26 protein-coding genes are annotated in these 25,753 nt (G+C 54.0%); 4 read left to right on the top strand and 22 right to left on the bottom strand.

Annotation, left to right across the window (positions count from 1 at the left end):
* Window positions 1-6 precede the first annotated feature (6 nt).
* The 16 genes from phnP to HBM92_RS22210 all read right to left on the bottom strand — a co-directional run bounded on the left by phnP (window position 7) and on the right by HBM92_RS22210 (window position 11,891).
* On the bottom strand, window positions 7-765 hold the full coding sequence (phnP, locus tag HBM92_RS22285) for a phosphonate metabolism protein PhnP (RefSeq protein WP_000059916.1): 759 nt from the start codon (window positions 763-765) through the stop codon (window positions 7-9).
* A 1-nt stretch (window position 766) separates the two neighbouring features.
* Window positions 767-1,201 carry an aminoalkylphosphonate N-acetyltransferase gene (phnO, locus tag HBM92_RS22280; RefSeq protein WP_001110514.1) on the bottom strand — a complete coding sequence of 145 codons (435 nt, stop codon included), beginning with the start codon at window positions 1,199-1,201 and terminating at the stop codon, window positions 767-769.
* Window positions 1,188-1,745, bottom strand: coding sequence for a ribose 1,5-bisphosphokinase (gene phnN, locus HBM92_RS22275; RefSeq protein WP_000145993.1), 558 nt, complete (start codon window positions 1,743-1,745; stop codon window positions 1,188-1,190). Before phnN ends, phnO begins: the two co-directional genes overlap by 14 nt.
* On the bottom strand, window positions 1,745-2,881 hold the full coding sequence (phnM, locus tag HBM92_RS22270) for an alpha-D-ribose 1-methylphosphonate 5-triphosphate diphosphatase (protein ID WP_000586248.1): 1,137 nt from the start codon (window positions 2,879-2,881) through the stop codon (window positions 1,745-1,747). The genes phnN and phnM overlap by 1 nt, the downstream gene beginning before the upstream one ends.
* The gene (phnL, locus tag HBM92_RS22265; RefSeq protein WP_000611411.1) at window positions 2,878-3,558 is read right to left on the bottom strand and encodes a phosphonate C-P lyase system protein PhnL; all 681 of its coding nucleotides are present in this window, start codon (window positions 3,556-3,558) and stop codon (window positions 2,878-2,880) included. Before phnL ends, phnM begins: the two co-directional genes overlap by 4 nt.
* Before the next feature lie 110 nt (window positions 3,559-3,668).
* Window positions 3,669-4,427, bottom strand: coding sequence for a phosphonate C-P lyase system protein PhnK (gene phnK / locus HBM92_RS22260; protein ID WP_001075531.1), 759 nt, complete (start codon window positions 4,425-4,427; stop codon window positions 3,669-3,671).
* Window positions 4,424-5,269: an alpha-D-ribose 1-methylphosphonate 5-phosphate C-P-lyase PhnJ gene (gene phnJ, locus HBM92_RS22255; protein WP_000002278.1), complete on the bottom strand. Its 846-nt coding sequence runs from the start codon at window positions 5,267-5,269 to the stop codon at window positions 4,424-4,426. Before phnJ ends, phnK begins: the two co-directional genes overlap by 4 nt.
* The gene (gene phnI / locus HBM92_RS22250; protein ID WP_001304700.1) at window positions 5,262-6,326 is read right to left on the bottom strand and encodes an alpha-D-ribose 1-methylphosphonate 5-triphosphate synthase subunit PhnI; all 1,065 of its coding nucleotides are present in this window, start codon (window positions 6,324-6,326) and stop codon (window positions 5,262-5,264) included. Before phnI ends, phnJ begins: the two co-directional genes overlap by 8 nt.
* Window positions 6,326-6,910: a phosphonate C-P lyase system protein PhnH gene (gene phnH / locus HBM92_RS22245; RefSeq protein WP_000171593.1), complete on the bottom strand. Its 585-nt coding sequence runs from the start codon at window positions 6,908-6,910 to the stop codon at window positions 6,326-6,328. The genes phnI and phnH overlap by 1 nt, the downstream gene beginning before the upstream one ends.
* Window positions 6,907-7,359: a phosphonate C-P lyase system protein PhnG gene (phnG, locus tag HBM92_RS22240; RefSeq protein WP_000542780.1), complete on the bottom strand. Its 453-nt coding sequence runs from the start codon at window positions 7,357-7,359 to the stop codon at window positions 6,907-6,909. Before phnG ends, phnH begins: the two co-directional genes overlap by 4 nt.
* Window positions 7,360-8,085, bottom strand: coding sequence for a phosphonate metabolism transcriptional regulator PhnF (gene phnF / locus HBM92_RS22235; RefSeq protein ID WP_001296657.1), 726 nt, complete (start codon window positions 8,083-8,085; stop codon window positions 7,360-7,362). It abuts the gene before it with no gap.
* 20 nt (window positions 8,086-8,105) lie between these two features.
* Window positions 8,106-8,885: a phosphonate ABC transporter, permease protein PhnE gene (gene phnE / locus HBM92_RS22230; protein ID WP_001296658.1), complete on the bottom strand. Its 780-nt coding sequence runs from the start codon at window positions 8,883-8,885 to the stop codon at window positions 8,106-8,108.
* A gap of 105 nt (window positions 8,886-8,990) precedes the next feature.
* Window positions 8,991-10,007 carry a phosphonate ABC transporter substrate-binding protein gene (phnD, locus tag HBM92_RS22225; protein WP_000991977.1) on the bottom strand — a complete coding sequence of 339 codons (1,017 nt, stop codon included), beginning with the start codon at window positions 10,005-10,007 and terminating at the stop codon, window positions 8,991-8,993.
* Window positions 10,008-10,031: 24 nt separating this feature from the next.
* A complete protein-coding gene (phnC, locus tag HBM92_RS22220) occupies window positions 10,032-10,820 on the bottom strand; it encodes a phosphonate ABC transporter ATP-binding protein (protein WP_001193412.1) in 789 nt (262 codons plus the stop codon).
* A 132-nt stretch (window positions 10,821-10,952) separates the two neighbouring features.
* Complete coding sequence (yjdN, locus tag HBM92_RS22215) at window positions 10,953-11,396, bottom strand: VOC family metalloprotein YjdN (protein ID WP_001131332.1); 444 nt, start codon at window positions 11,394-11,396, stop codon at window positions 10,953-10,955.
* 159 nt (window positions 11,397-11,555) lie between these two features.
* The gene (locus HBM92_RS22210) at window positions 11,556-11,891 is read right to left on the bottom strand and encodes a zinc ribbon domain-containing protein YjdM (protein WP_001300891.1); all 336 of its coding nucleotides are present in this window, start codon (window positions 11,889-11,891) and stop codon (window positions 11,556-11,558) included.
* 402 nt (window positions 11,892-12,293) lie between these two features.
* Here HBM92_RS22210 and crfC point away from each other — a divergent pair, with 402 nt between their 5' ends.
* The 4 genes from crfC (at window position 12,294) to pmrR (ending at window position 17,364) form a co-directional block, all read left to right on the top strand.
* Window positions 12,294-14,522 (top strand): clamp-binding protein CrfC, encoded by a 2,229-nt coding sequence (gene crfC, locus HBM92_RS22205; protein WP_000288549.1) that lies wholly within the window; start codon window positions 12,294-12,296, stop codon window positions 14,520-14,522.
* Window positions 14,519-15,397, top strand: coding sequence for a YjcZ-like family protein (locus HBM92_RS22200; protein WP_000169154.1), 879 nt, complete (start codon window positions 14,519-14,521; stop codon window positions 15,395-15,397). Before crfC ends, HBM92_RS22200 begins: the two co-directional genes overlap by 4 nt.
* A gap of 263 nt (window positions 15,398-15,660) precedes the next feature.
* On the top strand, window positions 15,661-17,163 hold the full coding sequence (gene proP / locus HBM92_RS22195; RefSeq protein WP_001296659.1) for a glycine betaine/L-proline transporter ProP: 1,503 nt from the start codon (window positions 15,661-15,663) through the stop codon (window positions 17,161-17,163).
* A 111-nt stretch (window positions 17,164-17,274) separates the two neighbouring features.
* Window positions 17,275-17,364: an LpxT activity modulator PmrR gene (gene pmrR / locus HBM92_RS22190; RefSeq protein ID WP_000797657.1), complete on the top strand. Its 90-nt coding sequence runs from the start codon at window positions 17,275-17,277 to the stop codon at window positions 17,362-17,364.
* Here the strand turns inward: pmrR and pmrB are convergent.
* From pmrB to adiA, 6 genes are all read right to left on the bottom strand, one after another.
* Window positions 17,340-18,440, bottom strand: coding sequence for a two-component system sensor histidine kinase PmrB (pmrB, locus tag HBM92_RS22185; protein ID WP_001052123.1), 1,101 nt, complete (start codon window positions 18,438-18,440; stop codon window positions 17,340-17,342). The genes pmrR and pmrB overlap by 25 nt on opposite strands.
* Window positions 18,441-19,109 carry a two-component system response regulator BasR gene (gene basR, locus HBM92_RS22180; RefSeq protein WP_000697907.1) on the bottom strand — a complete coding sequence of 223 codons (669 nt, stop codon included), beginning with the start codon at window positions 19,107-19,109 and terminating at the stop codon, window positions 18,441-18,443.
* Window positions 19,106-20,749, bottom strand: coding sequence for a phosphoethanolamine transferase EptA (gene eptA, locus HBM92_RS22175; protein ID WP_001443152.1), 1,644 nt, complete (start codon window positions 20,747-20,749; stop codon window positions 19,106-19,108). The genes basR and eptA overlap by 4 nt, the downstream gene beginning before the upstream one ends.
* A gap of 103 nt (window positions 20,750-20,852) precedes the next feature.
* The gene (gene adiC, locus HBM92_RS22170; protein ID WP_000093154.1) at window positions 20,853-22,190 is read right to left on the bottom strand and encodes an arginine/agmatine antiporter; all 1,338 of its coding nucleotides are present in this window, start codon (window positions 22,188-22,190) and stop codon (window positions 20,853-20,855) included.
* Between the two features lie 136 nt (window positions 22,191-22,326).
* On the bottom strand, window positions 22,327-23,088 hold the full coding sequence (gene adiY, locus HBM92_RS22165) for a DNA-binding transcriptional activator AdiY (RefSeq protein WP_001217059.1): 762 nt from the start codon (window positions 23,086-23,088) through the stop codon (window positions 22,327-22,329).
* A gap of 335 nt (window positions 23,089-23,423) precedes the next feature.
* Entirely contained in the window at window positions 23,424-25,691 is a 2,268-nt protein-coding gene (gene adiA / locus HBM92_RS22160; protein ID WP_001528351.1) for an arginine decarboxylase, read from the bottom strand.
* Window positions 25,692-25,753 lie beyond the last annotated feature (62 nt).

Genomic DNA, 25,753 nt, shown 5'->3' with positions numbered 1-25,753 from the left:
TTTCCCTCACGCCACCTCAATCTCCATCCCATCAAACCCCGCCTCAAACCCCGATGGTAGCGCGTTTTCCATCAGCCACGCATCAAACTGATGGCTGATATGGGTCAGAATCACCCGTGGCGAGCGGATAACCTGATTCAGCGCAAGCACGGTATTTAAATCACAGTGATTACGCGGTGCATCCTCGCGCGGTGGGTGGCTGCAATCAATCACCATTACCTGTGGCTGATTATTGCGTAAAAATTTCAGCGTTTTTTCCGGCAGGCCTGCAGTGTCAGACAGCCACGCCACCCGGCTATGTGCCGTTTCCAGTAGATAGCCGAAAGTGAGTTTCGAATGGTTAAGCGGCAGCGGCGTGACCTGCAACCCCTGCAAATCAAACACCACAAACGGCTCCACCGTGTGGCTGAAATCAAGCAGGCCCGGATGTTTAAACAGATCGTCGCAGCCCTGCTCATCCGGTGGACCGTAGACCGGGATTGTGTCGCCCACGCCCCAGCGCAGCGGGAACAGCCCCTGGACGTGATCCATATGGTAGTGCGTCAGCAAAAACTGCTGGAACGATCCGGGCGACCAGCGATCGGCGAGATCGTGCAGCCCGGCGTCGATCAGGGTGATCGCGTCGTTAAACTTCACGACGCCGCTGCATGGCTGGCGGCGATACTGCGGCGAGCGTCGCGCTCTGGCGCAGGCCGCGCACTCGCAGCCCCATGCCGGAACGCCCTGTGCGCCGCCGGTGCCGGTGAGCGTGAGGGTCAGGCTCATGTTACAGCGCCTTGGTGAAGCGGAAGTGGCTCTGCTCGTAGCCTTCGCGCAGGTAAAATCGGTGCGCGTCGTGGCGCTTCACGTTGGTGGAAAGCTCGGTCATTTCGGCCCCGGCCTGGCGGGCTTCTTCTTCTGCCCATGCCAGTAATTTACTGCCGACGTTCAGACCGCGCGCCTGCGGCATCACCACCAGTTCCTGAATTTCGCCGATCCAGTTGACATGATGCAGATGAAACTGCAAATGCAGGCCGATCATGCCGACAACTTCGCCATCCAGCAGCGCCAGATGGTAGCGCATGTTCGGATCGCGCAGATTGGCGTTAAACCCCACGCGAAACGCCTGGTGGTCAAACTCCGCCTGTTTTAGCTCACAAATCAGCGCGTAAACTGCGTCGGTGTCGTACTGCGTAGCCGGGCGAAGCTCACAAGCAGGCATGGTGTTTCTCCTTCTGATGAATCAGCGTCAGCAACTTGTCGACCGACTGGCGCAGGCTGCCGTCATTATTGAGCGTAAGACAATCCTGAGGAGTATAGCGGGCAGCGCGCGCCAGCCGGGCGTTAATTTCACTGGCATTTTCACGACCACGGTTTTCCAGGCGCTGGCGCAGGATCTCTGGCGAAACCTGTAAACAAACGGGCAGCAGCGCCGATTGATAGCGCGCCCGCGCCTGCGGCAGATGGGCGCGTGAGCCGTTGACCACCACGTCAAATCCAGCGTGCAGCCAGAGGTCAATCTCGACGCCGACGCCATAATACAGACCGTTAGCGTGCCAGCTTAAGGCCAGAAGGTTCTGCCCCGCGCGGGTAAAAAACTCCTGCTCGCTCAGGGCGATATGGTTTTCACTTCCGGCGCTGGCGGCGCGCGTGATGTAGCGATGCGCTACCAGTAGCTGAGTTTGTTCCCGCTGGCGGAGTTCCGTCAACAGACTGTCTTTTCCGGAGCCAGAGGCCCCCATTAACCAAATCAGTTTTCCCGTCATCAGAACACCCTTTTACCCTGACGCCAGACGTGGTCGATATGAATGTGGTTGCCCTTGCGATGCGCCAGCACCAGGTCGGCGCGTTTGCCCTCGCCAATCACCCCGCGATCCTGAAGATTAAGCGCCTGCGCCGGATTTTTAGTCACCAGCTTCACCGCCTGCGGCAGCGTAAAGCGGTTGCTCTCGTCATCGGCGACGCGAAATGCCGCATCGAGCAGGCTGGCGGGGTAGTAGTCGGAAGAGAGGATATCCAGCAGGCCAAGCTGCGCCAGTTCACTGGCCGCCACGTTGCCGGAGTGCGAACCGCCGCGCACGATATTCGGCGCGCCCATCAGCACGTTCATGCCATGCTTGCGCGAGGCTTCTGCCGCTTCGAACGTGGTGGGAAATTCGGCGATCACGCTGCCAAGCTGATGGGATTGGGCTACGTGGGCGTGCGTGGCGTCATCGTGGCTGGCGAGCGCAATGTGTCGCGCGCGGCACATTGCGGCGATGGATTCGCGATTCGGCTGTGACCAGCGTGCGGCGAGCGCCAGTTGCTCCTCTTCGTACTGTTGCATCTGCGCATCGGTGAGCGAGTATTTGCCCTGATAATATTCACGATATTTTTCGCGGTTGGCGAACTGGCGCTGGCCCGGTGAGTGATCCATCAGCGACACCAGCGTTACCGGTTCGCGCTGTACCAGTTTTTCAAACAGCGGCAGCGTGGTGTGATGCGGCAGTTCGCAGCGCAGATGCAGACGGTGCTCGGCACGGTTGACGCCGCGTTTCTGCGTCTCTTCGATGGCGTTGATCATCTTCTCCAGATTCTCCAGCCGATCGCCGCCGTCGCGTACATCACCAATCGCCACGGCGTCCAGCACGGTGGTGATGCCGCTCGCCACCATCAGCGCGTCGTGGCTGCTCATCGCCGAGTGGGCAGGCCAGTCAACTTTCGGGCGCGGGGTGAAGAATTTATCCAGATTATCGGTATGCAGCTCAATCAGCCCCGGTAGCAGCCAGCCGCCTTCGCCGTCCATTGCTTCTGACAGGTGACTCTGGCTTTCGGCAAAGGCGCGGATTTCGCCGTCCTGCATCTCCAGAGAACCGTGTACCACCTCGTTTTCCAGCACCAGTTTGATGTTATTGATAATCATGAAGAGACTCCCATTGGGTGCAGGCGGTCGGCGACTTGCTCGCGTACGGTTTCGTCATGGAAGATACCGACGATGGCCGCGCCGCGGGCTTTGGCTTCGCGGATCAGTTCCACTACGGCGGCGCTGTTTTTAGCGTCCAGCGAGGCGGTGGGTTCATCCAGCAGCAGAATCGGATAGTCGACGATAAAACCGCGCGCGATGTTGACACGCTGCTGTTCGCCACCGGAGAAGGTCGATGGCGCAAGGTGCCACAGGCGTTCAGGCACGTTCAGGCGGGTGAGGAGACGCGCGGCTTTAGCGGCGCAGGCTTCACGCGGTACGCCGGTATCGAGCAGCGGCTGCATCACCACTTCCAGTGCCGAAATACGTGGGATGACGCGCAGAAACTGGCTTACCCAGCCGACAGTGGTTTTGCGGATCTCCACCACTTTGCGCGCTGGCGCGGTGACCAGGTCGACCCATTCATCACCGTGTTTGATCTGGATTTGCCCTTCGTCGGGTAGATAGTTGGCATACAGCGAGCGTAGCAGAGTTGATTTTCCACTGCCGGAATGGCCGTGGAGTACCACGCATTCGCCGGCGTTGACGGTGAGTGAGGCGCCTTGTAATACAGGCAGGCGCACGCCGTTTTGCTGGTGCAGGATGAAGGTTTTACTGACGTTTTGTACGTTAATCATTTTTCGCCTCGTGGTTCGGGTGTCGGATGCGACGCTGATGCGTCTTATCCGACCTACGGGGAGCGCATTTGTAGGCCGGATAAGGCGTTTACGCCGCATCCGGCACCAGCTCAATTCTGCAAAACCGATGACACCAGCAACTGGGTATACGGATGGTGCGGGTCGTCGAGCACCCGGTCGGTTAACCCACTCTCCACCACTTTCCCTTGCTTCATTACCAGCAAACGGTCCGCCAGCAGACGGGCGACGCCTAAATCGTGGGTGACAATCACCACCGCCAGGTTAAGCTCCATCACCAGACCGCGGAGCAGGTCCAGCAGGCGCGCCTGTACCGACACATCCAGCCCGCCAGTGGGTTCATCCATAAACACCAGCTTCGGATGCGTCACCAGGTTGCGGGCAATCTGCAAACGTTGCTGCATGCCGCCGGAAAAGGTGGTCGGCAGGTCGTCGATCCGGTTGGCGGGAATCTCCACCTCTTCCAGCCATTTCTGCGCGGTGGCGCGAATATCGCCGTAATGACGCGCTCCGGTTGCCATCAACCGTTCGCCGATATTGCCGCCTGCCGACACCTGGCGGCGCAGGCCGTCAAGCGGATGCTGATGCACCACACCCCATTCGGTGCGCAGCAGGCGACGGCGGTCGGCCTCGCTCATCGCGTACAGCGAACGGTTCTCGTAGCGAATTTCCCCTTGCTGTGGTGTCAGGCGGGCGGAAATTGATTTCAGTAGCGTGGTCTTCCCGGAACCGGACTCCCCAACAATGCCCAGAACTTCTCCCGGCCATAAATCAAAAGAGACATCGCTGAAGCCTTTGCCCGGGGCATAAAGGTGGGTCAGGTTATTGACCGAAAGTAACGGTTGATTCATTGGCTTTTGGCCTCGTTCTGTTGGCGGCAATAATCGGTATCGGAGCAGACAAACATGCGGTTTCCGGCGTCATCCAGCACCACTTCGTCGAGGTAACTGTGGGTCGATCCGCAGATGGCGCATGGTTCATCCCACTGCTGGACGGTGAACGGATGATCATCGAAATCGAGGCTTTCCACGTGGGTAAACGGTGGCACGGCATAGATGCGCTTCTCGCGCCCCGCGCCAAACAGTTGCAGGGCGGGCATCATGTCCATTTTCGGGTTATCGAATTTCGGGATCGGCGACGGGTCCATTACGTAGCGCCCGTTCACCTTCACCGGATAGGCGTAGGTGGTGGCGATATGACCGAAGCGGGCGATATCTTCATACAGTTTCACCTGCATCACGCCGTACTCCTCCAGCGCGTGCATGGTGCGCGTTTCCGTCTCTCGCGGCTCAATAAAGCGCAGCGGTTCGGGGATCGGCACCTGGAAGATAATGATCTGATCTTCGGTCAGCGGCGTTTCGGGTATGCGGTGACGCGTCTGGATAAGTGTCGCATCGTCCGTGCGCTCGGTGGTGTTCACCCCGGTCACGCGCTTAAAGAAGTTACGAATCGACACGGCGTTGGTGGTGTCGTCTGCGCCCTGGTCAATCACCTTCAACACGTCGCTTTCGCCAATCACGCTGGCGGTGAGCTGAATGCCGCCGGTTCCCCAGCCGTAGGGCATCGGCATCTCGCGTCCGCCAAACGGCACCTGATAACCGGGGATTGCCACCGCTTTTAAGATGGCGCGGCGGATCATGCGTTTGGTCTGCTCGTCGAGGTAGGCAAAGTTGTAGCCGCTCAGATTAGCCATGGTTCTGCTCCTGTTGCAGACGTTTGAGTAGCTCCAGTTCGGCCTGGAAATCGACGTAGTGCGGGAGTTTGAGGTGCGAGACAAAGCCTGCGGCTTCGACGTTGTCGGCATGGGCCAGCACGAACTCTTCATCCTGTGCCGGACCTGTTGCGTGCTCGCCGTATTCCGGTGCCTGCAACGCACGGTCAACCAGCGCCATCGCCATTGCTTTGCGCTCGCTCATGCCGAACACCAGCCCATAGCCGCGTGTAAAATGCGGTGGTTCATCCGGCGGGTCGATAAAACCGTTGACCATTTCACATTCGGTCATCAGCAGTTCGCCGACGTTCACCGCAAATCCCAGCTCTTCCGGCACAATCGACACGTCGATATAGCCGCTGCGGATTTCGCCTGCGAACGGATGATTGCGTCCGTAACCACGCTGGGTGGAGTAGGCCAGCGCCAGCAAATAGCCTTCGTCGCCGCGCATTAATTGTTGCAGGCGGGAGGAGCGTGAGCAGGGGTAAACCGGCGGCGTGCGGGTGATGTCGTCCGGCTGTGCGCCGCTATCTTCTTCAAACTTCGCCAGCCCCTGACGCGCCAGCAGGCTGAAAACGTGCGGCGACGGCTGTTGTTCGCTGTCGGCTGTGGTCAGCGTCGGCGTTTCGCCGTTTGCCAGCAGGGTGAAATCGAGCAGGCGATGGGTGTAGTCGTAGGTGGGGCCAAGCAGTTGGCCGCCGGGAATGTCTTTATAAATTGCTGAAATACGCCGTTCGAGACGCATCCCGGTGGTGTCGAGCGGCTCACTGACCGCCAGCTTCGCCAGCGTGGTGCGGTAGGCGCGCAACAGGAAAATCGCTTCGACGTTATCGCCGCTGGCCTGTTTCAGCGCCAGCGCGGCCAGCTCGCGGTCGGCAATACCGCCTTCGGTCATCACGCGATCTACCGCGAGGTTAAGCTGCTGTTCAATCTGGGCGACGCTCAGTTCAGGCAAATCAGTATCGCCCCGGCGTCGGCTCTCTTGCAGGGCGTGGGCGGCGTCGATCGCCTTTTCGCCCCCTTTCACGGCAACGTACATCAGCACACCTCCACATGAGTGGTTCGCGGAATAGCCAGCAGGCGCTCGCCGCAGGTCAGGATCAGGTCGATGCCGAGCGGGAACGGGTGCGGGCGCTCGGTAAGTTCATGAAGAATGCACTTTGGCAGTTGCGGGGCGATCATCCGTTCTTCGGCAATACCTGCGCCGGTGAGGCGCAACATACGCCCACCGCTCAGGCTGGTGACCTGTAAAATCAGCGTTGCGCCCGCTTCTGGTGCAACGGCAGTGCCGGTGGAAAGGGCGTTGAGCTGCTCGCTGGAGATCGCCTCATCTGTTACCGCGAAGGTCGCCTGTTTCGGCTGATTAACCAGCGGCGCGTTGGTATGAAAACGCAGGCTCTGATTGACGATATCGTTGCTCAATGGTGCGGCAAGCCACACCGGCGTGTCGTTATCGGCCAGCGTCAGCAGCACGCTGGTGGTGGCGATATTCAGCGGCTGCCAGCCGCGCTTGAGCTGATGCAGGGCGACAATCACGCCCGGCTCGCTCATGGCCTTTAACAGGCGACGAAAACTGTGCTGGGCATCCTGCACGGGAAGCATAAAAGCGGTTTCCAGGGTCATGCGTTGTCTCCGCGAACCATCGTAAAGAAGTCGACCCGGCTGGCGTTCACTTCGGCCTGACGCGCGGCAATGCGTGCCATACGGTCAGCGTCCAGCGGGGTAATAAGGGTTTCTGATAAGTTTTGAAAGTGGCGGTTTTGCTGCATCAGCGCATCAATCAGCGCACAACGTTCGGCGTGCTGTTTGTCGCGCCCCAGCACCCAGCTATAGCCGAGCGTGCCGTCAGTCAGACGCACGGCGGCGCGGGTGAGCGTGGCGTCGCCAGCAAAAAAGCGTTCGCCGGTGCCGCCCATTCGCGCCTGAATCTGCACCAGGCCAGTTTCAGCGGCGCGGATCACCTCATAATCGGCGTTGATGTTCAGCGCGTTCAGGCGGGCTGCCAGTTCAGCCGGTTGGCTGTGCGCCAGCACGGACATCCAGTGCTGGCGGGTCGCGGTATCTGCGTGCATTCAGTGCTCCATAGTGAATTCAATCATGTCGGCGCGCGTCAGGCTGACGGAGTACTCCGCCGGGCTGCTTTCACCGTCACGGTGGTTAAGGGTGCGCACGCACAGCAGCGGCGACAGATTCGGGATTTCAAGACGCTGGCACTCTTTGGCCTGGGCGCGGCGGGCGCTGATCCGCGTCTGGCTGCGTCGTAGCGTAATCCCCGTTTGCTCGCGCAGAAAATCGTGCAGCGAACCGCTGTCGAAACGTTGCAGCGTCGGCCAGAGGGTGAGGTCCGCAAAGTAGTGGTCGATTAAACAGAGCGCGACGCCGTTGACCCGACGCAGGGTGCGCAGGTGGATGACGTTCTCCCCCTCGGTTATCCCCAGCGCGTCAGCGACGTGACCGGAGGCGGGGCGCAGCACCGATAGCAATTTTTCGCTGGTGGGATGGCTGCCCTGGTCCAGCAGGTTCTGGCTAAAACGCGCCTGGGCGTTGAGCGGGTAATCGAACGGGCGCATCAGCACCAGTACGCCGACGCCCTGACGGCGCTGTACCCAGCCTTTTTCCACCAGTTGGTCGATGGCGCGGCGCAGGGTGTGGCGGTTCACCTCAAAGCGCGCCGCCAGTTGCTGCTCGGCGGGAAGATAGTCGCCGCAGCGGTAGTGTTGACGAAGCTCCTGCTCAAGTTTTGCGGCTATCTCCTGATAGCGTGTTGGGTAGCTGGTCGGATGTGTAGACAAGTGCATAGATATCAATGCCTCGCTAATCAGATAAAGTGCTTACGCAACCGTTGAGAGAGGAAATCCAGCAGGCTGACCGTGACGATAATCAGCACCATCAGGGCGCAGGTTTGCTGGAACTGGAAACCGCGAATCGCTTCCCACAGCGTGACGCCAATTCCGCCCGCACCAACCATACCGACGACGGTCGCCGAGCGGACGTTGGATTCGAAGCGATAGAGAGAGTAGGAGATCAGCAGCGGCATGACCTGCGGTAGTACGCCGTAAAGGATCTCTTCCAGCTTGTTGGCACCGGTGGCGCGAATGCCCTCCACCGGGCCGGGTTCAATCGCTTCTACCGCTTCGGAAAGCAGTTTGGAAAGTACACCGGTGGTGTGGATAAACAGCGCCAGCACGCCAGCGAACGGGCCGAGGCCGACGGCGACCACGAACAGCATGGCGAAGACCATTTCGTTAATGGCACGGCAGGCGTCCATCAGGCGGCGTACAGGTTGGTAGACCCACCACGGTACCAGGTTTTCAGCGCTCATCAGGCCGAAGGGGATGGAGAGAACCACCGCCAGCGCGGTGCCCCAGACGGCGATTTGCAGCGTGACGGCCATTTCGGTGAGGTAATCCTGCCACTGGCTGAAATCGGGCGGGAAGAAGTCGGCGGCGAACGTCGCCATGTTGCCGCCATCTTTAATCAGCGTAAGCGGGGCCATTTCCGCGCCCTGCCACGAGACGACCAGCACGGCGATAACAACGGCCCAGCTCAGAAGCGAGAACCAGCTGCGCTTGGGTGGGGCGATGGTGATGGTTTGCATGTTTGGCTCCGGTCTGTAGGCCGGATAAGGTGCTTGCACCGCATCCGGCATCAACGTCTGCACATTGTCGGATGCGACGCCGGGGCGTCTTATCCGACCTACGATTTACTGCACCGCTTTACTCACCGAACTCATTGCGCTTAACGCGTTGTTCAGGCGGTCCAAATCATCCAGTTGCGCCTGAATGGCGGTGGTTTTTGCCAGCTTGTCCTGTTCGTTCAGCCCTTTGTTGTCCTTCACGCTTTGCATCTCTTTAAACAGTGCGAGCTGGCGAATCGGCACCAGTTGCAAGTCGCTGGAGGCGCGGAACGGCGCCCAGCCCAGGCGCTTCAGCACCGCTTTCTCTTCCGGCGTTTTGCCGTAATTCATAAAGAAGTCGTAGATCTTGTCTTTAGTGGTTTCGGAAAGATTTTTGCGCCAGACGATCGGATCGCCAGGGATCAGCGGTGATTTCCAGATCACCTTCAGTTCTTTCAGCTTCTCCGGCGCGGAGGTTTTCAGCTTGTCGAGGTTTTCGGTGTTGTTGGTGGCGACATCCACTTGCTTGTTAGCGACGGCGAGGGCGTTGGTTTCATGCCCGGCGTTGACGGTGCGCTTAAAGTCGCTGGCGGAGATATTGTTTTTAGCGAAGACGTAGTAACCGGGGACGAGGAAGCCGGAGGTAGAGTTAGGATCGCCATTGCCGAAGGTGAGATCTTTCCGCTTCGCCAGCAGATCGTTCAGGTTGTTGATCGGGCTATCTTTGTTGACGATCAACACGCTCCAGTAACCCGGCGATCCATCCGCCGCGACCGTCTGGGCGAAGACCTGACCGTTGGCGCGATCCACCGCTTCCATCGCCGACAGGTTGCCGTACCAGGCGATATCCACTTTATTGAAGCGCATCCCCTGGATAATGCCCGCGTAGTCCGGGGCAAAGAAGGCGTTGACCTTTACGCCCAGCTTCTTCTCCATATCCTGTAAGAACGGCGTCCATTGCGGTTTCAGGTTTTGCTGTGATTCCGTTGAAATAATGCCGAAATTCAGCGCCTTTTCCTGCTCTTCGGCGTATGCCGGATTTAACAGGGTGCTGAGGCTGAACATGCTGGTGAAGGCCAGCGAGGCAATTATCTTAGCGTTCATTCGTTTTCCTCAATGATGGGGATGTCAGGCAGCTTTCGCGTTCTCTTCGACGCGGTTAATGCTGCGGTAGAGATGGTCAAAACGTTCGTTATCAAACAGTTGGCTGCAGCCGTCGTAGAAGACGTGCCCCTGGCGCAGGGCGACGATGCGTTCGCAGTAGCGCAGGGCGTAATCCACCTGATGCAGCGTGACGACCACGGTAATGCCGTCGTTCTGGTTGATGTCGCGCAGGGTGTCCATCACGATGCGTGCCGATTCCGGGTCCAGCGAGGCGATGGGTTCGTCAGCGAGAATGACCTTCGCCTGCTGCATCAGCGCGCGGGCAATCGCCACACGCTGTTGCTGGCCGCCGGAGAGTGTGGAAACACGTTGATGGGCAAAGTGCACCATGCCAACGCGGGTCAGCGCCTGTAACGCGCGCTGTTTCTGCTCGCGGGTGAAGTAGCTAAAACAGGTTCGCCAGAATGGCGTGCTGCCGAGCGCGCCAATCAGCACGTTCTCCAGTACGCTCAGGCGATTCACCAGGTTGAACTGTTGAAAGATGTAGCCGGTATGGGCGCGGCTTTTGCGGATATCGCGGGCCAGACGGCCTTCGCGCTGGACAGTGCGGCCCAGCAGCTCGATATGGCTACCGACAGATTTATCGCCGGTAATCAAACCGCTTAAGTGACGTAAAAGAGTGGATTTTCCGGAACCCGACGGCCCAAGCAGAGCCACCATTTCACCATGATGAATGTTCAGATCAACCGCGTGCAGCGCCTGATGCTGATTGAAGGTTTTGGCGAGCTTCTCGACACGGATAATCGTTTGCATGATGCAGCCTCCCTAAAAAAGTGGCTCCATCGTGGCGGATTATTGTGACGATTTGGTTAATTAAAAGTGACTAACAGATGAAGAGTTAACGGGAATTCGATGACAGTGCGGGAGGGCGGGCCTCCCGGCGGGTTATTGCGTTGGCTGTTGTTTGATGACATTAATCATCCACGGTACGCCAAATTTATCGGTGACTTTGCCAAAGCCATGCGCCCAGAACGTTTCCTGCCAGGCCATTTCGATTTTTCCGTTGGCGGCAAGGTTATCAAACCAGCGTTTTCCTTCTTCCACCTGTTGAGAATCGAGCACCAGCGTAAAGCCGGAGTAGCTGGCTTTTCCTGACGGTATAGCATCGCTCATCATGATGTCGCTTCCGGCAATGCGCACGTTGGCATGCGCGATGGCGGTATCGGGAAATTGCATTCCGGAAGGGCAGTTTTCGGCGCTGTCCTGCGCTGATTTCGGCATTTCGCCGAAGCTGATTTTATAGAGCAGTTCCGCGCCCAACGTACGTTGATAATAGGCAATCGCGTCGGAACAGTTACCGGCAAAAGAGAGGTAGGGACTTAACGGCATGATGGTGACCTCAGTTAAGAGAAGCCCGTTAAGTGTAGTTCGAAATTTATACAGATGAGAGGGAAGCCTGATAAGACGCGGTCAGCGTCGCATCAGGCAGTCGGCATCGTTGCCGGATGCGGCGCGAGCGCCTTATCCGGCTTACCGATCACAATACAATCAGTTCTTTTTCACAAACTCAGATTTCAGTTTCATCGGACCAAAACCGTCGATTTTGCAATCGATGTTATGGTCGCCTTCAACCAGGCGGATGTTTTTCACTTTGGTGCCAATTTTCAGCATCGAAGAGCTACCTTTCACCTTCAGATCTTTAATGATGGTCACGCTGTCGCCGTCAGCCAGCAGATTGCCGTTAGCATCTTTAACGATCAGCTCGTCGCTTTCCTGTGCAGGTTCTGCGTCGTTCCATTCGTAGGCACATTCCGGGCAGATGTACATGCCGTTATCTTCGTAGGTGTATTCGGAGTTGCATTTTGGGCAGTGTGGTAATGACATGTGGATTTCCTCAAAAGTCAGCAGGGCAAAAGCGCCAAAAAACGGCAGATTGCCGAAAAAGGCCGCAATTATACACAAAATCCCTGAGTTTGTCGGGGGTACTGCTGATTTTAGACGACGATCGTTTTCATTTGAAAGGAAACGCAAAAAGAAAATAATCTTTTTGCCTCCATTTATTATTTAAGATAAGGTTAATGTTCTACTTGTTCTTTTTTTAATTCAAATGATATTTTTTATCTTTCTGACGTTTTAAACGTATCGGAAGACGTTATTTATTCTAATAAAAAATAACACTCTAAATATAAAATTATTTCTTGCAGTAATTATAAAAGCCGAAAACAGAACTCAAAAGCAATCTGGCTAAATAAAAGTAATAAAATTTGCTTTAAGGAAGAATTTTCTATGTACACACAGACCCTGTATGAGTTAAGTCAGGAGGCTGAACGCCTGTTACAGCTTTCTCGCCAACAGTTGCAGTTACTGGAAAAAATGCCTCTCTCTGTACCCGGAGACGATGCGCCACAACTGGCTTTACCCTGGAGTCAGCCTAATATCGCCGAACGTCACGCGATGCTGAATAATGAGTTGCGTAAAATTTCCCAGCTGGAAATGGTGCTGGCGATTGTCGGTACCATGAAAGCAGGGAAATCAACCACCATTAATGCCATTGTTGGTACGGAGGTTCTGCCTAATCGCAATCGCCCAATGACTGCGCTGCCAACGCTTATTCGCCATACGCCCGGGCAAAAAGAACCGGTACTGCATTTTTCACATGTCGCGCCAATCGACCATTTAATTCAACAATTACAACAGCGCCTGCGTGATTGCGATATTAAGCATCTGACCGATGTGCTGGAAATAGATAAAGATATGCGTGCGCTTATGCAGCGGATCGAAAATGGCATCGCTTTCGAAAAATATTATCTGGGTGCTCAACCTATTTTTCATTGTCTGAAAAGTTTGAATGATTTGGTGCGACTGGCGAAGGCGCTGGACGTCGATTTTCCTTTTTCTGCTTACGCCGCCATTGAGCATATTCCCGTGATTGAAGTGGAGTTTGTCCATCTGGCGGGGCTGGAGAGTTATCCCGGTCAGTTGACGTTACTGGATACCCCCGGGCCAAATGAAGCCGGGCAACCGCATCTGCAAAAAATGCTTAACCAGCAGCTGGCACGCGCCTCGGCGGTACTGGCGGTGCTGGATTATACGCAACTGAAATCGATCTCCGATGAAGAGGTCCGTGAGGCAATTTTGGCGGTGGGGCAATCGGTGCCGTTGTATGTGCTGGTCAATAAGTTCGATCAACAGGATCGTAACAGTGACGACGCTGACCAGGTGCGGGCACTGATTTCCGGGACGCTGATGAAAGGCTGTATTACGCCACAGCAGATATTTCCGGTGTCGTCGATGTGGGGCTACCTGGCGAATCGGGCGCGCCATGAGTTAGCCAACAACGGTAAGTTACCCGCGCCAGAGCAACAACGCTGGGTGGAAGATTTTGCCCATGCCGCGCTCGGCAGGCGCTGGCGTCATGCCGATCTGGCGGACCTCGAACATATTCGCCATGCTGCCGATCAGTTGTGGGAAGATTCGCTGTTCGCCCAGCCAATTCAGGCGTTGCTTTATGCCGCTTACGCTAACGCCTCGTTGTATGCTCTGCGATCTGCCGCGCATAAACTGTTGAATTACGCGCAGCAGGCGCGGGAATACCTGGATTTTCGTGCGCACGGGTTAAACGTCGCTTGTGAACAATTGCAGCAAAATATCCATCAGGTCGAAGAAAGTTTGCAGCTATTGCAACTCAATCAGGCGCAGGTGAGCGGCGAGATTAAACATGAAATCGAGTTGGCCCTGACCTCCACCAACCACTTTCTGCGTCAACAGCAAGATGCGGTGAATGCGCAGTTAGCCGCGTTGTTTCAGGATGACTCGGAGTCGTTAAGTGAGATGCGTACCTGCTGTGAGACACTGTTACAGACGGCGCAGAACACCATCAGTCGCGACTTTACGCTGCGCTTTGCCGAGCTTGAGTCCACCCTTTGCCGGGTGTTAACCGATGTTATTCGCCCCATTGAGCAACAAGTCAAAATGGAATTGAGTGAGTCTGGGTTTCGTCCTGGGTTTCATTTTCCTGTTTTTCACGGCGTAGTTCCCCACTTCAACACCCGCCAGCTGTTCAGTGAAGTCATTTCGCGCCAGGCAGCAACGGACGAGCAGAGCACGCGTTTAGGCGTTGTGCGTGAGATTTTTTCGCGCTGGTTGAATCAGCCCGACTGGGGACGGGGAAATGAGAAATTCCCGACAGAGACGGTTGATTACAGTGTGTTGCAGCGAGCATTAAGCGCAGAAGTCGATCTTTATTGCCAACAAATGGCTAAAGTTCTGGCAGAGCAGGTCGATGAATCTGTTACGGCAGGCATGAATACTTTTTTCGCTGAGTTCGCTTCATGTTTGACGGAATTACAGACGCGTTTACGCGAAAGTATGGCTCTGCGTCAACAAAATGAATCGGTGGTCAGGCTGATGCAACAGCAATTGCAGCAGACTGTGATGACTCACGGCTGGATTTACACCGACGCTCAGCTGTTACGCGATGATATTCAAACACTTTTCACGGCAGAACGATATTGACCAAGACGTTACTGGACGGCCCCGGTCGCGTGCTGGAGTCGGTTCATCCGCGCTTTTTAGTGGATCTGGCGCAGGGCGATGATGCCCGCCTTCCACAAGCCCATCAGCAGCAGTTTCGTGAACGACTGATGCAGGAACTTCTTGCGCGCGTGCAGCTTCAGACATGGACGAACGGCGGCATGTTAAATGCGCCGCTTAGTCTGCGTCTGACATTGGTGGAGAAACTGGCGTCGATGCTGGATCCCGGTCATCTGGCGCTGACGCAGATCGCGCAGCATCTGGCGCTGCTGCAAAAAATGGATCACCGCCAGCACTCTGCTTTCCCGGAGCTCCCCCAGCAAATTGTCGCCTTGTATGAGTGGTTTTCAGCCCGTTGTCGCTGGAAGGAAAAGGCGTTAACGCAACGAGGCCTATTGGTGCAGGCGGGTGAACAGAGCGAGCAAATTTTTACCCGCTGGCGTGCTGGGGCGTATAACGCCTGGTCGTTGCCTGGGCGCTGCTTTATCGTTCTGGAGGAGTTGCGCTGGGGTGCATTTGGCGATGCCTGCCGTCTGGGAAGACCGCAAGCGGTGGCGTTGTTGCTGGGTGATTTGCGCGTGAAAGCGACACAACATTTGGCAGAGAGTATCAATGCGGCCCCGACCACGCGTCACTATTACCATCAGTGGTTTGCCTCTTCGACCGTTTCGACGGGCGGGGATCATGCTGATTTTTTAAGTTGGCTGGGAAAGTGGTCCACGGCAGATAAACAACCCGTTTGCTGGTCAGTGACCCAACGCTGGCGAACTGTCGCACTGGGGATGCCACGACTCTGTTCAGCGCAGCGTCTGGCGGGGGCAATGGTCGAGGAAATCTTCTCTGTAAATTTGGTGTAAATAATCAGTTACACCAATGAGTCCTAAACGAAATACATGTGTGAAGTTGATCACAAATTTAAACACTGGTAGGGTAAAAAGGTCATTAACTGCCCAATTCAGGCGTCAACTGGTTTGATTGTACATTCCTTAACCGGAGGGTGTAAGCAAACCCGCTACGCTTGTTACAGAGATTGCATCCTGCAATTCCCGCTCCCCTTTTGCGGCCGTCGCGCTGATTTTTCTGGCGTTTGCGGAAATGGGCCAACTCTGCGAGGAAAGCTATGCTGAAAAGGAAAAAAGTAAAACCGATTACCCTTCGTGATGTCACCATTATTGATGATGGTAAACTGCGTAAAGCCATTACCGCAGCATCACTGGGTAATGCAATGGAATGGTTCGATTTTGGTGTTTATGGTTTTGTTGCTTACGCATTAGGTAAAGTTTTTTTCCCGGGGGCTGACCCCAGCGTGCAGATGGTTGCTGCACTCGCCACTTTCTCCGTTCCCTTTCTGATTCGACCGCTTGGCGGGCTCTTCTTTGGTATGTTGGGCGATAAATATGGTCGCCAGAAGATCCTCGCTATCACTATTGTGATTATGTCGATCAGTACGTTCTGTATTGGCTTAATACCGTCCTACGACACGATTGGTATTTGGGCACCGATTCTGCTGTTGATCTGTAAGATGGCACAAGGTTTCTCGGTCGGCGGTGAATATACCGGGGCGTCAATATTTGTTGCGGAATACTCCCCTGACCGTAAACGTGGCTTTATGGGCAGCTGGCTGGACTTTGGTTCTATTGCCGGGTTTGTGCTGGGAGCTGGCGTAGTGGTGTTAATTTCGACCATTGTCGGCGAAGAGAACTTCCTCGATTGGGGCTGGCGTATTCCGTTCTTTATCGCTCTGCCGTTAGGGATTATCGGGCTTTACCTGCGCCATGCGCTGGAAGAGACTCCGGCGTTCCAGCAGCATGTCGATAAACTGGAACAGGGCGACCGCGAAGGTTTGCAGGATGGCCCGAAAGTCTCGTTTAAAGAGATTGCCACCAAACACTGGCGCAGCCTGTTGACATGTATTGGTCTGGTAATTGCCACCAACGTGACTTACTACATGTTGCTGACCTATATGCCGAGTTATTTGTCGCATAACCTGCATTACTCCGAAGACCACGGGGTGCTGATTATTATCGCCATTATGATCGGTATGCTGTTTGTTCAACCGGTGATGGGCTTGCTGAGTGACCGTTTTGGCCGTCGTCCGTTTGTGCTTCTTGGTAGTGTTGCACTGTTTGTGTTGGCGATCCCGGCGTTTATTCTGATTAACAGTAACGTCATCGGCCTGATTTTTGCCGGCTTACTGATGCTGGCGGTGATCCTTAACTGCTTTACGGGCGTTATGGCTTCTACCTTGCCTGCGATGTTCCCGACGCATATCCGTTACAGCGCGCTGGCGGCGGCATTTAATATTTCGGTGCTGGTTGCCGGTCTGACGCCAACACTGGCGGCCTGGCTGGTCGAAAGCTCGCAGAATCTGATGATGCCTGCCTATTACCTGATGGTAGTGGCGGTGGTTGGTTTAATCACCGGCGTAACCATGAAAGAGACGGCGAATCGACCGTTGAAAGGTGCGACACCAGCGGCGTCAGATATACAGGAAGCGAAGGAAATTCTCGTCGAGCATTACGATAATATCGAGCAGAAAATCGATGATATTGACCACGAGATTGCCGATTTGCAGGCGAAACGTACCCGCCTGGTGCAGCAACATCCGCGAATTGATGAATAAGCTGAAACGGATGGCCTGATGTGACGCTGTCTTATCAGGTCAATTGAACTCTTAAGGTTCACTTAATCTCTGACGCGCATACTCTCCTCCAGGTTAACGGAGGAGAGTGCAATGAAAAACCGTGTTTATGAAAGTTTAACTACCGTGTTCAGCGTGCTGGTGGTCAGCAGCTTTCTTTATATCTGGTTTGCCACGTACTGATCTTTTTTCAGCCGTATCCAGGCCCGCGTGCCGGAAGTCTCTTGCCGGTTTTGCAGGAAAAACTGCCCGTGATGCAACTGTGTAATGCGGCTGACAATACTTAACCCCAGACCAATCCCGCCATAACGGCTGTCCATTCGTACAAACGCTTTACTCAACTCCCCGCATTTACTCTCATCAATACCCGGTCCTTCATCTTCAACGGCCATGACCGCTCCGCCATCTTCTTGCAGCTTAATCATAATGTTGCTGCCTTGTGGGCTATAACGATGGGCGTTTTCTACCAGGTTTCGCAATAACATCCGCAGCAGGGTTGCATCACCCTGAACGGTGATGTCGGCGGCGCTCTCTGGCAATAGCAGGGTTTGCTGGCGCTGGTCGAGCATGGTACTGAGTTCGTCATACGAGGGGAGAATGACATCTTCCAGCAGTTTTACATGTTGATAATTACCGGAAGAAAATGACTGTCCGGCACGCGCCAGTTGCAGCAGCTGGGAGACGCTCTCCATCATCTGATCAAGTCGTGCCACTAACGGTGCTACATCAATGTGATGCGTTTTCGCCAGCAGTTCCAGATGCAAACGCACCCCCGCCAGTGGCGTTCGCAGTTCGTGCGCGACGTCAGCGGTAAACAACCTTTCATTATCGAGCGTGCTGGTCAGGCGACTGACCAGATCGTTTAACGCCGAAACCACCGCATCGATTTCGAGGGTGGCGCTATGAATGGCAATGGGCGTTAAGTTGTCGGCGGTGCGCGCTTCCAGCTCTTTTTGCAGCTCCGCCAGCGGTCGGGTGATGCGGCGTACCGCCTGATAGCAGATAAATAGCGTCAGGCTAACCATAAAGACGCCGGGGACAATCAGGCTGGCGACCGCCTCGCGGATCTCACGCATGATGTGGCGATCGTTGTTGCGATTGTCGCGTAGCGCCTGCTCAAACAGCTGAATCTGCTCGGTACTTTCATGCCATAGCCAGAAGACGCTGATCAGCTCAAACACCAACAAAATGGCCCCGATGGTCAATATCAGCCGTTGGCGCAGCGATATTGGTCGGCGCAGAAAACGCATCAGATTCAATTAGTTTTCCTCATTTGCGACCAGCATATAGCCAAATCCGCGCACGGTGCGGATACGGGCTTTGCCCACTTTGTCGCGCAGGTTATGGATATGCACTTCCAGGGTGTTGGTCGAGGGCTCGTTGTCCCAGTTGTAGATATCGTTGTAGAGAATTTCCCGATGCACCGGGCTGCCTGCTTTAAGCATCAGGCGCGACAGCAGAGCATATTCTTTGGGCGTCAGAATCAGTTCTTCTCCGCTCATCCATACCTGGCGGCGACCCATATTCAGCGTCAGGTTGCCAACGTTCAGCTCACTTTCGCCCTGATTATTATGGCGTCGTAGCAGGGCGCGGATACGGGCGTGCAACTCTTCCAGCGCAAAAGGCTTCACCAGATAATCGTCGGCCCCGACATCCAGCCCGGCGATTTTGTCGGTAAGGGTATCGCGGGCGGTGAGAATTAACACCGGCAGAGTGTATTTTTTCTGCCGGATACGGGCAAGAAAATGCAGCCCATCTTCATCGGGTAAGCCTAAATCCAGTACCACCAGGCTGTAATGACCGGCCTCAAGGCTTTGTTCCGCCATCCGCGCGGTGCTCACGCCATCGCACGCGTAGCCTTCGGTTTGCGCCGCCAGAATCAATCCCTGCAATAACAGCGTATCGTCTTCAACAATCAGAATTTTCATTCACTCACTCTCCTGCAAGTTTGCAGAATATCATCCGCAGCCTGGTAATACTTCGTCTCAACGCCAGTCAGGCCCAATAAGGTTGAGAATAAATTGTCTTGTGAATAGTGTTGCGTTTGCGCCTGTTTTTGCAGGCAGTTCTGGTCAACCTGATACCGTTTTTGATAATCCTCCGATAGCCACAGCAGCATCGGCACCTGTTTTTGGCTATCCGGGGCGATGGCATAAGGCAGACCGTGCAGATAGATGCCATTTTCACCTAACGATTCACCGTGGTCAGAAAGATAAACCAGGCTGGTGGTAAATTTATCCTGATGTTCTTTCAGCAGATTAATCGCTTTATCAACAATATAGTCGACGTAAACCAGCGTGTTGTCGTAAGTGTTCACCAGTTGCTCTTTGGTACAGGTCTGGATCTCGTTAGTGTCGCAGGTTGGGGTAAATTTCCTGAACTGCGGCGGATAGCGGTTGTAATAGGTCGGGCCGTGGCTGCCGATAGTGTGTAATACAATGAGGCCATCGCTTTGCAGATTATTGATGTACTCTTCCAGCCCGTGGAACAGCACTTCGTCATAGCATTCGCCGTTGATGCACTGACCAGGCAGGTTCAGCGCGGTGATGTTCTGGTGAGGTACGCGATCGCAAACGCCTTTACAGCCGCCATCGTTGTCATTCCACAGCACGTTGATGCCCGCTCGCTGAATGATATCCAGCACGCCTTCCTGGTGCTGTGCCAGCTCTTCTTTGTAGTGCTCACGCGGCATATCCGAGAACATGCACGGCACTGAGACGGCTGTTGCTGTGCCGCAAGAGGCGGTATTAGGGAAATAGACCACGTTATCTTTTGCCAGCCGCGGGTTAGTTTCACGCTGGTAACCGTTGAGGGAGAAGTTCTCCGCCCGCGAGGTTTCGCCGACGATCAAAATGGTCAGGTTTTTACGTTTCCCATTTTGCATTAATGGGTTGCGGTGAGCATCTTCACCAATGCGTATCAGTGGCAGGTTGGCTGACCGCTGGTGAGAGTACCACGACCAGCTAGCAACAATGCTGTTGGACGGGCTTAAGGATTTCACCAGCTCTTTGTTGTTGCGAAACAGCGAGGCATAGTCTTTGTAGAACAGTGCGGCAACCAGCAGAATCAGCAGCACAGAAATCAGGATGTTGGCCCCGCGGAAAAGAACGCTGCGCAGGCGTGAGGTGGTGGGTTTGATTTTGATCCAGCAGGCAATAATCGCGGCCAACACGCCACTTAACCCCAGCGTTAATAACATTCGTGGCGTCATCAACGCATAACTTTCCGCCGGCGTAGTATCAATGATATTGGTGATCATTGAACGGTCGATGACGATGCCATAGGTCATGATGAAATATTGTGCAGCCGCACCGACCAGAATAAACAGGCAGGCGAGTGGACGATTAAGCCATAAGAAAGAGCCTAGTGTCAGGACAATATTAATCACGCTGAATGCGACGACCGGCATCGACAAGAAAACCAGCACGTTATGCAGTGAATCCAGCGGTAACACCTGTAGCACCTGTTTAAAAAAGGCGATATTCAGGCAGACTGAGATATAAAAAGTAGCAAGTAATAACCAGGAGAATAAATTTAAAGAGGGTCTTTTTAGTAGGCGCTTCAACATCACGGTGTTTCCATCGAACAAAGTGCGCATATGCTCGCAAAGCAAAATTAAGCCAACCTTAAGTTCTTAAGGTTGGCTTTTATGTTTGCTTGATTAAGGGGAATTAATCTTTGCTTATTGGTGCATCTAAGGGATACGGGTTTTTATGCAGCCGGTTGTAATTCAGCGCATACATGGCGGTGATTACCATCAGAGTGACAAATGACCACATAACCTCTTTCGCGCCGGACCCTACTACGGCCCAGATGCAGTAGAGGAAGGCAATGGTAGTAACTGCCAGGTATGCCGGGCGTGCTTTACCAAAGTGACCGTGGCCGAGCAGTAGTAACGCTGCACAGGTGTAAAGATATGGCACCAGTGTAAAGATGACCGACACGGAAGAAACCAGACCGAATTCTTTGGTCGCGTTTGGCGAAATGCTACTGAGCTGGAAGATGGTCATCAAAATACCGACGATAATCAGCCCCGCCACTGGCGTGCCCGCTTTATTTACACGGGCAAAAATCGGTGGAAACAGTCCGTCATCGGCAGCGGCTTTCGCCGTTTGACCCGCCAGCAACGTCCAGCCGCCCAGTGAACCTAAGCAACCCGCAGCTGCGCAGAAGGAAACAATGGCCCCGGCGGTGTCACCCAACGCCATCCGTGCGGCATCACCGAATGGCGAAGCAGAAACGCGCAGTGCGGCATTAGGGATCATCCCCATAATCGCGGTGGTAGAAAGTACATAGCAAACGGCAGCAATCAATACCCCGCCAATGGTGGCGATAGGGACGTTGCGTTTCGGGTTTTTCACCACACCTGCGGCAACGGAGGCACTTTCCACACCGATGAACGACCACAGCGTAACGTTAAGGGTACTTTGAATCGCACCGAAGGTGCCCAGACCGCTGACGTTCCATGCCGCCATATAGGTTTCACCACGGAACCAGAACCAGCCAAATACGGCAATCCCGACGATGGGGATCAGCGCCAGCACGGTAGCAACGGCCTGTACGCGGGTGATCATTTTCGGACCGACAATGTTCAGCAGGACGAAGATCCACAGCACCACGACGCAGGTGATGGTTAATACCAATGGGTCTTTCAGAATCGGGAAGAAGTAACTTAAATATCCTACGCCAATGACCACCATGGCGATATTGCCGATCCAGCAGGCCAGCCAGTAGAGGACGTTGGTTTGATAACCGAGAAACGGGCCAAAGCAGCGGCGGGCGTAAGCGTAAGAACCACCAGGACTAGGGTCGAGGAACGACATTTTGGCGTATACCATCGAGAGCCCCAGCGCACCGATAATCGTCACCAACCATCCATAAATGGCAATCCCGCCAGTGGAGGCCAGGTTTGCAGGTAACAGAAAAACACCTGACCCCATAATATTCCCCGACACCATCAGGGTGACGGGGATTAAGCCCACTTTGTGAGCATCAGCATCCGAAGACATAATTAAACTCCTGCGAAGGCGAGCTTCGTGACAATAAATTACGTCGTATCATACGCCTGCATTCGATAGTTGAATTATTATCGGCCGGGTTATCGCTGATGCCGTTATTAATATAGCTCTTCGTTAAGGTTAAAAATCAGGCGACAGTGCGTTCTCTGTGCTGACTAACATAATGCAGCGGCGTCATACCGTAGAAGTCTTTAAAGACAGAAATAAAGTACGACGTACTGTTGTAGCCGCAGGACTGTGATACCTGAGAGATATTTTTACCGTCCATCATTAATTCATTTACGGCATAGCGCATGCGGCAGGTGGTGATTATTTGGCTATAACTGGTGTTTTCGCTTTTCAGCTTTTTCTTTAACAGACTTGGGCTAAGACATAAACAACTGGCTACCATACTAAGATTCCAGTCTTTGTGGATATCGCTTTCAATAATTTGATAAACGCTGTCACTTACACAATTACGTAACATATACATCATTAGTGAAAGGAATTTTTTACTGTCGAGAAAACGGGATAGCACAGTGAATAATAATGCACGTGTTCGTTCCTTTTCTGACTCAGTTTCAGCGGGCATCATGCTATGCTGCGCGGCAACGCGAAAGACGTCTGGCGTCAGGCATGGCAGGGTGAGGATGGGCGTAGCGCTACGTTGCCATACTGGTATTTGCGAGAGATCTTTATTCAGAAACCGGAGGTAATCTTTGATGATGTCGTGACTAATATGAGCAACCAAAGTGTTATTAAGAGAGGAGACGTCGATAATATTATTTTCACAATTTAATAACGCCATGTGGTTAGCTTTAAGGCTAATAGGTTCTTTCCCATTCACCCTTATCCAGACATCTTTTTCAGTCAATAAAACAATACAAGGTTGGTCGCTGCAAATCCTCATACATGTACTCCTGAGTGCGAATAAAAGACCAGTTCTCGCTAAAGCGAAGCGATACCGGGAAATGGTTATATAATTGTATGATGAATATAAACATGCATAAAAATAACGAGTTTTACTAATATTACAAATTTTTATAGTAATTTCTCATGTACATATTTTTTTACAGGCTAAAAAAAGGATAAATAACAGGCAAAAAAAAGCGCGGGGTGGGACCGCGCAAAAAGCATGACATTTTTTGTTTGCAGCAATTTTTATGAAAACGTTGCCATACTTAAAAGGCCTCAAGCCAGGCGGCGTAATGTTATTTAACAATTACGCCTTCAGCGGAATAGTGGTTACGCTTTCACACACATAACGTGGTAAATACCGTCAATAATTTCTGTCCCTTCTGTTTCGTGTTCAAATCCAGGGAAATGATGGTCCCAGGATTGCAGTGAGCGTAAATAACTTACTTGCGGACTGTTTTTATCGCCGAAGTTTTCACCAGACAGCAGCATCGGGATTCCTGGCGGATACGGGATAACTGAGTTTGCCGCGATACGTCCTGGCAGATTTTCAATGGATACCAGTTCGACATTGTTGTCGACAATCGCGTTGTACGCTTCACGCGGGGTGATTTCCGCCACCGGTAGGCCAGAATAGGCTTCATTCAACCGTGCGCCAGGGTTGTTTTCTTTCAGCCAGGCAAACATGGTGTCACCCAGATCGTGAATCCCCATGTTCGCGTAAGTGTCAGGATATTGTTCAACAAGTTCCGGCATCACCTGCGCCAGCGGTGTGTTGGCATCATAGTGGCGTTTGAAGGAGCAAAGGGTGTTAACCAGAGTCCCCCATTTCCCACGGGTCACGCCCATAGAGAACAGGAACATAATCTGGAAGTCAGTGGTACGGGTAGGCACAATGCCGTGGCGACCAAGCCAGGCTGTGACCAGCGCCGCCGGAACACCGATTTCTTCCAGTTCACCATCTTCACCCATTCCCGGAGCAAGGATGCTGACTTTAATCGGGTCGAGCATACTCCAGTTATCCGGAATATCTTTGAAGCCGTGCCAGCTTTCGCCCGGATGCATGACCCAGCAGTCCTGAACGGTGGTCAGCAGTTTGGTTGGTGCGTCAGCAAAGTCATAGGTTTTGCCGGTTTGTGGGTCGGTGACGACTTCTTTGTTCCACGGTTTGAAGAACCAGCTACCGTCAGCGGTGAACTCTTTATACAGCCGCGCCATCGCCTGACGGAAATCAACCGCTTCGTCGATCACTTCCTGGGTCAGTGACAGGCCGCTGTTGCCGTCCATCATCGACACTGCCACGTCGTTGGATGCGCAGATGGCATACAGCGGGGAGGTGGTGGCATGCATCATGTAGGCCTGGTTGAAGCGGGAGAAGTTAATCGCCCCACGACCTTCACGTACATGAATATAAGAGGCCTGGGACAGCGCATTCAGCAGTTTGTGGGTGGAGTGGGTGGCGAAAACGGTAGGACCGTTGTGATCGCCAGGTTCGCCGCGCATGGCATAGTGATCGGCATAGATCGGGTTGAAACGTGCATAGCCGTACCAGGCTTCGTCAAAGTGCAGACGATCGGAGGTTTTTTCCAGCAGATCCTGCGCTTCTTTAGCGTTATAACACACGCCGTCATAGGTACAGTTGGTCACCACGCAGTAAGACGGTTTTTGCCCGACTTTGTCTTTGGTCAGCGGGCTTTCACTGATTTTCTTCTGCAAGGTTTCAGGTTGCATTTCCTGCGGATAGATTGGCCCGATAATGCCGTAGCGGTTGCGGCTTGGCACCATGTAGACCGGTTTCGCGCCTGTCAGCATCAAGCCTTGTTCGATGGATTTATGGCAGTTACGGTCAACGACCACGACATCGTTATCGGTCATGCAAGCCTGCATGATGGTGCGGTTAGAGCCGGAAGTACCGACGACTACCGACCAGGAGCGATCGGCACCAAATACGCGTGCGGCATATTTTTCGCTTTCGCCAAATGCGCCAGTATGGTCAAGCAAAGAACCGAGGGAAGTGCGTTCGATGCCCATGTCGGTGCGGAACAGATTTTCACCATAGTAGTCATGGTAGAAACGTCCGGCGGGTGTTTTAGTAAAACCAACGCCGCCCTGGTGGCCTGGCGCTGCCCAGGAATATTCATGGATGTCGCTATATTTCATCAGCGCGCTGAACAGTGGCGGCAACAGCTGCTGGCGGTAGCGGGTCATCGCGGCAACGGCGCGTCCGGCGATAAAGTCGGCAGTATCTTCCAGAATCCAGGCGAATTCATCGACAAGCTCCAGCAGATCCCGGTCCATTGCGGCGAGGGCTTTTTCCCGATCGCCCAACAGGAAGACCGGCACGTTTTGTTGGCGCTCATGAAGCTTACCGATCAATTGTCTGACGTTTTGATGTTCGTCCGGATGTTCCATTTGATAGCTGAACATCAGGCAGTCAATGGCTTCGTTTGAAGAGAGAATGGCAAAACCATCATCAAAGGAGGTGGATTTAATCACGGTAACATTTTGCTGGCTTAAAGCATCTGCCAGACGCTCAACGGCGTTACCGACCCAGGTGTCTTGATGGAGAAACTCGCTTTCAACAATTAATACTTTCATCATTGCTTACCCGGTTATGAAGGAATCTTCGTTGCGGGCAAGTATCTTCCGGCCTTTTCGGG

Origin of the sequence: Escherichia sp. E.sYA108 (genome assembly GCF_011754335.1) — a bacterium.
Taxonomy (GTDB): Bacteria; Pseudomonadota; Gammaproteobacteria; order Enterobacterales; family Enterobacteriaceae; genus Escherichia; species Escherichia coli.
Note: the sequence above shows the minus strand (reverse complement) of the source record. Positions and strands in the feature narration are given on the sequence as shown.

Excerpts from the sequence above, each read along its gene's own strand:
- phnC (WP_001193412.1), bottom strand. The coding sequence starts at position 10,820 with ATGCAAACGATTATCCGTGTCGAGAAGCTCGCCAAAACCTTCAATCAG.
- yjdN (WP_001131332.1), bottom strand. The coding sequence starts at position 11,396 with ATGCCGTTAAGTCCCTACCTCTCTTTTGCCGGTAACTGTTCCGACGCG.
- phnK (WP_001075531.1), bottom strand. The coding sequence starts at position 4,427 with ATGAATCAACCGTTACTTTCGGTCAATAACCTGACCCACCTTTATGCC.
- crfC (WP_000288549.1), top strand. The coding sequence starts at position 12,294 with ATGTACACACAGACCCTGTATGAGTTAAGTCAGGAGGCTGAACGCCTG.
- proP (WP_001296659.1), top strand. The coding sequence starts at position 15,661 with ATGCTGAAAAGGAAAAAAGTAAAACCGATTACCCTTCGTGATGTCACC.
- phnE (WP_001296658.1), bottom strand. The coding sequence starts at position 8,885 with ATGCAAACCATCACCATCGCCCCACCCAAGCGCAGCTGGTTCTCGCTT.
- phnO (WP_001110514.1), bottom strand. The coding sequence starts at position 1,201 with ATGCCTGCTTGTGAGCTTCGCCCGGCTACGCAGTACGACACCGACGCA.
- phnD (WP_000991977.1), bottom strand. The coding sequence starts at position 10,007 with ATGAACGCTAAGATAATTGCCTCGCTGGCCTTCACCAGCATGTTCAGC.
- adiC (WP_000093154.1), bottom strand. The coding sequence starts at position 22,190 with ATGTCTTCGGATGCTGATGCTCACAAAGTGGGCTTAATCCCCGTCACC.
- phnI (WP_001304700.1), bottom strand. The coding sequence starts at position 6,326 with ATGTACGTTGCCGTGAAAGGGGGCGAAAAGGCGATCGACGCCGCCCAC.
- phnG (WP_000542780.1), bottom strand. The coding sequence starts at position 7,359 with ATGCACGCAGATACCGCGACCCGCCAGCACTGGATGTCCGTGCTGGCG.
- pmrR (WP_000797657.1), top strand. The coding sequence starts at position 17,275 with ATGAAAAACCGTGTTTATGAAAGTTTAACTACCGTGTTCAGCGTGCTG.
- eptA (WP_001443152.1), bottom strand. The coding sequence starts at position 20,749 with ATGTTGAAGCGCCTACTAAAAAGACCCTCTTTAAATTTATTCTCCTGG.
- adiY (WP_001217059.1), bottom strand. The coding sequence starts at position 23,088 with ATGAGGATTTGCAGCGACCAACCTTGTATTGTTTTATTGACTGAAAAA.
- phnP (WP_000059916.1), bottom strand. The coding sequence starts at position 765 with ATGAGCCTGACCCTCACGCTCACCGGCACCGGCGGCGCACAGGGCGTT.
- basR (WP_000697907.1), bottom strand. The coding sequence starts at position 19,109 with ATGAAAATTCTGATTGTTGAAGACGATACGCTGTTATTGCAGGGATTG.
- phnN (WP_000145993.1), bottom strand. The coding sequence starts at position 1,745 with ATGACGGGAAAACTGATTTGGTTAATGGGGGCCTCTGGCTCCGGAAAA.
- HBM92_RS22210 (WP_001300891.1), bottom strand. The coding sequence starts at position 11,891 with ATGTCATTACCACACTGCCCAAAATGCAACTCCGAATACACCTACGAA.
- phnH (WP_000171593.1), bottom strand. The coding sequence starts at position 6,910 with ATGACCCTGGAAACCGCTTTTATGCTTCCCGTGCAGGATGCCCAGCAC.
- phnF (WP_001296657.1), bottom strand. The coding sequence starts at position 8,085 with ATGCACTTGTCTACACATCCGACCAGCTACCCAACACGCTATCAGGAG.
- phnM (WP_000586248.1), bottom strand. The coding sequence starts at position 2,881 with ATGATTATCAATAACATCAAACTGGTGCTGGAAAACGAGGTGGTACAC.
- adiA (WP_001528351.1), bottom strand. The coding sequence starts at position 25,691 with ATGAAAGTATTAATTGTTGAAAGCGAGTTTCTCCATCAAGACACCTGG.
- phnJ (WP_000002278.1), bottom strand. The coding sequence starts at position 5,269 with ATGGCTAATCTGAGCGGCTACAACTTTGCCTACCTCGACGAGCAGACC.
- phnL (WP_000611411.1), bottom strand. The coding sequence starts at position 3,558 with ATGATTAACGTACAAAACGTCAGTAAAACCTTCATCCTGCACCAGCAA.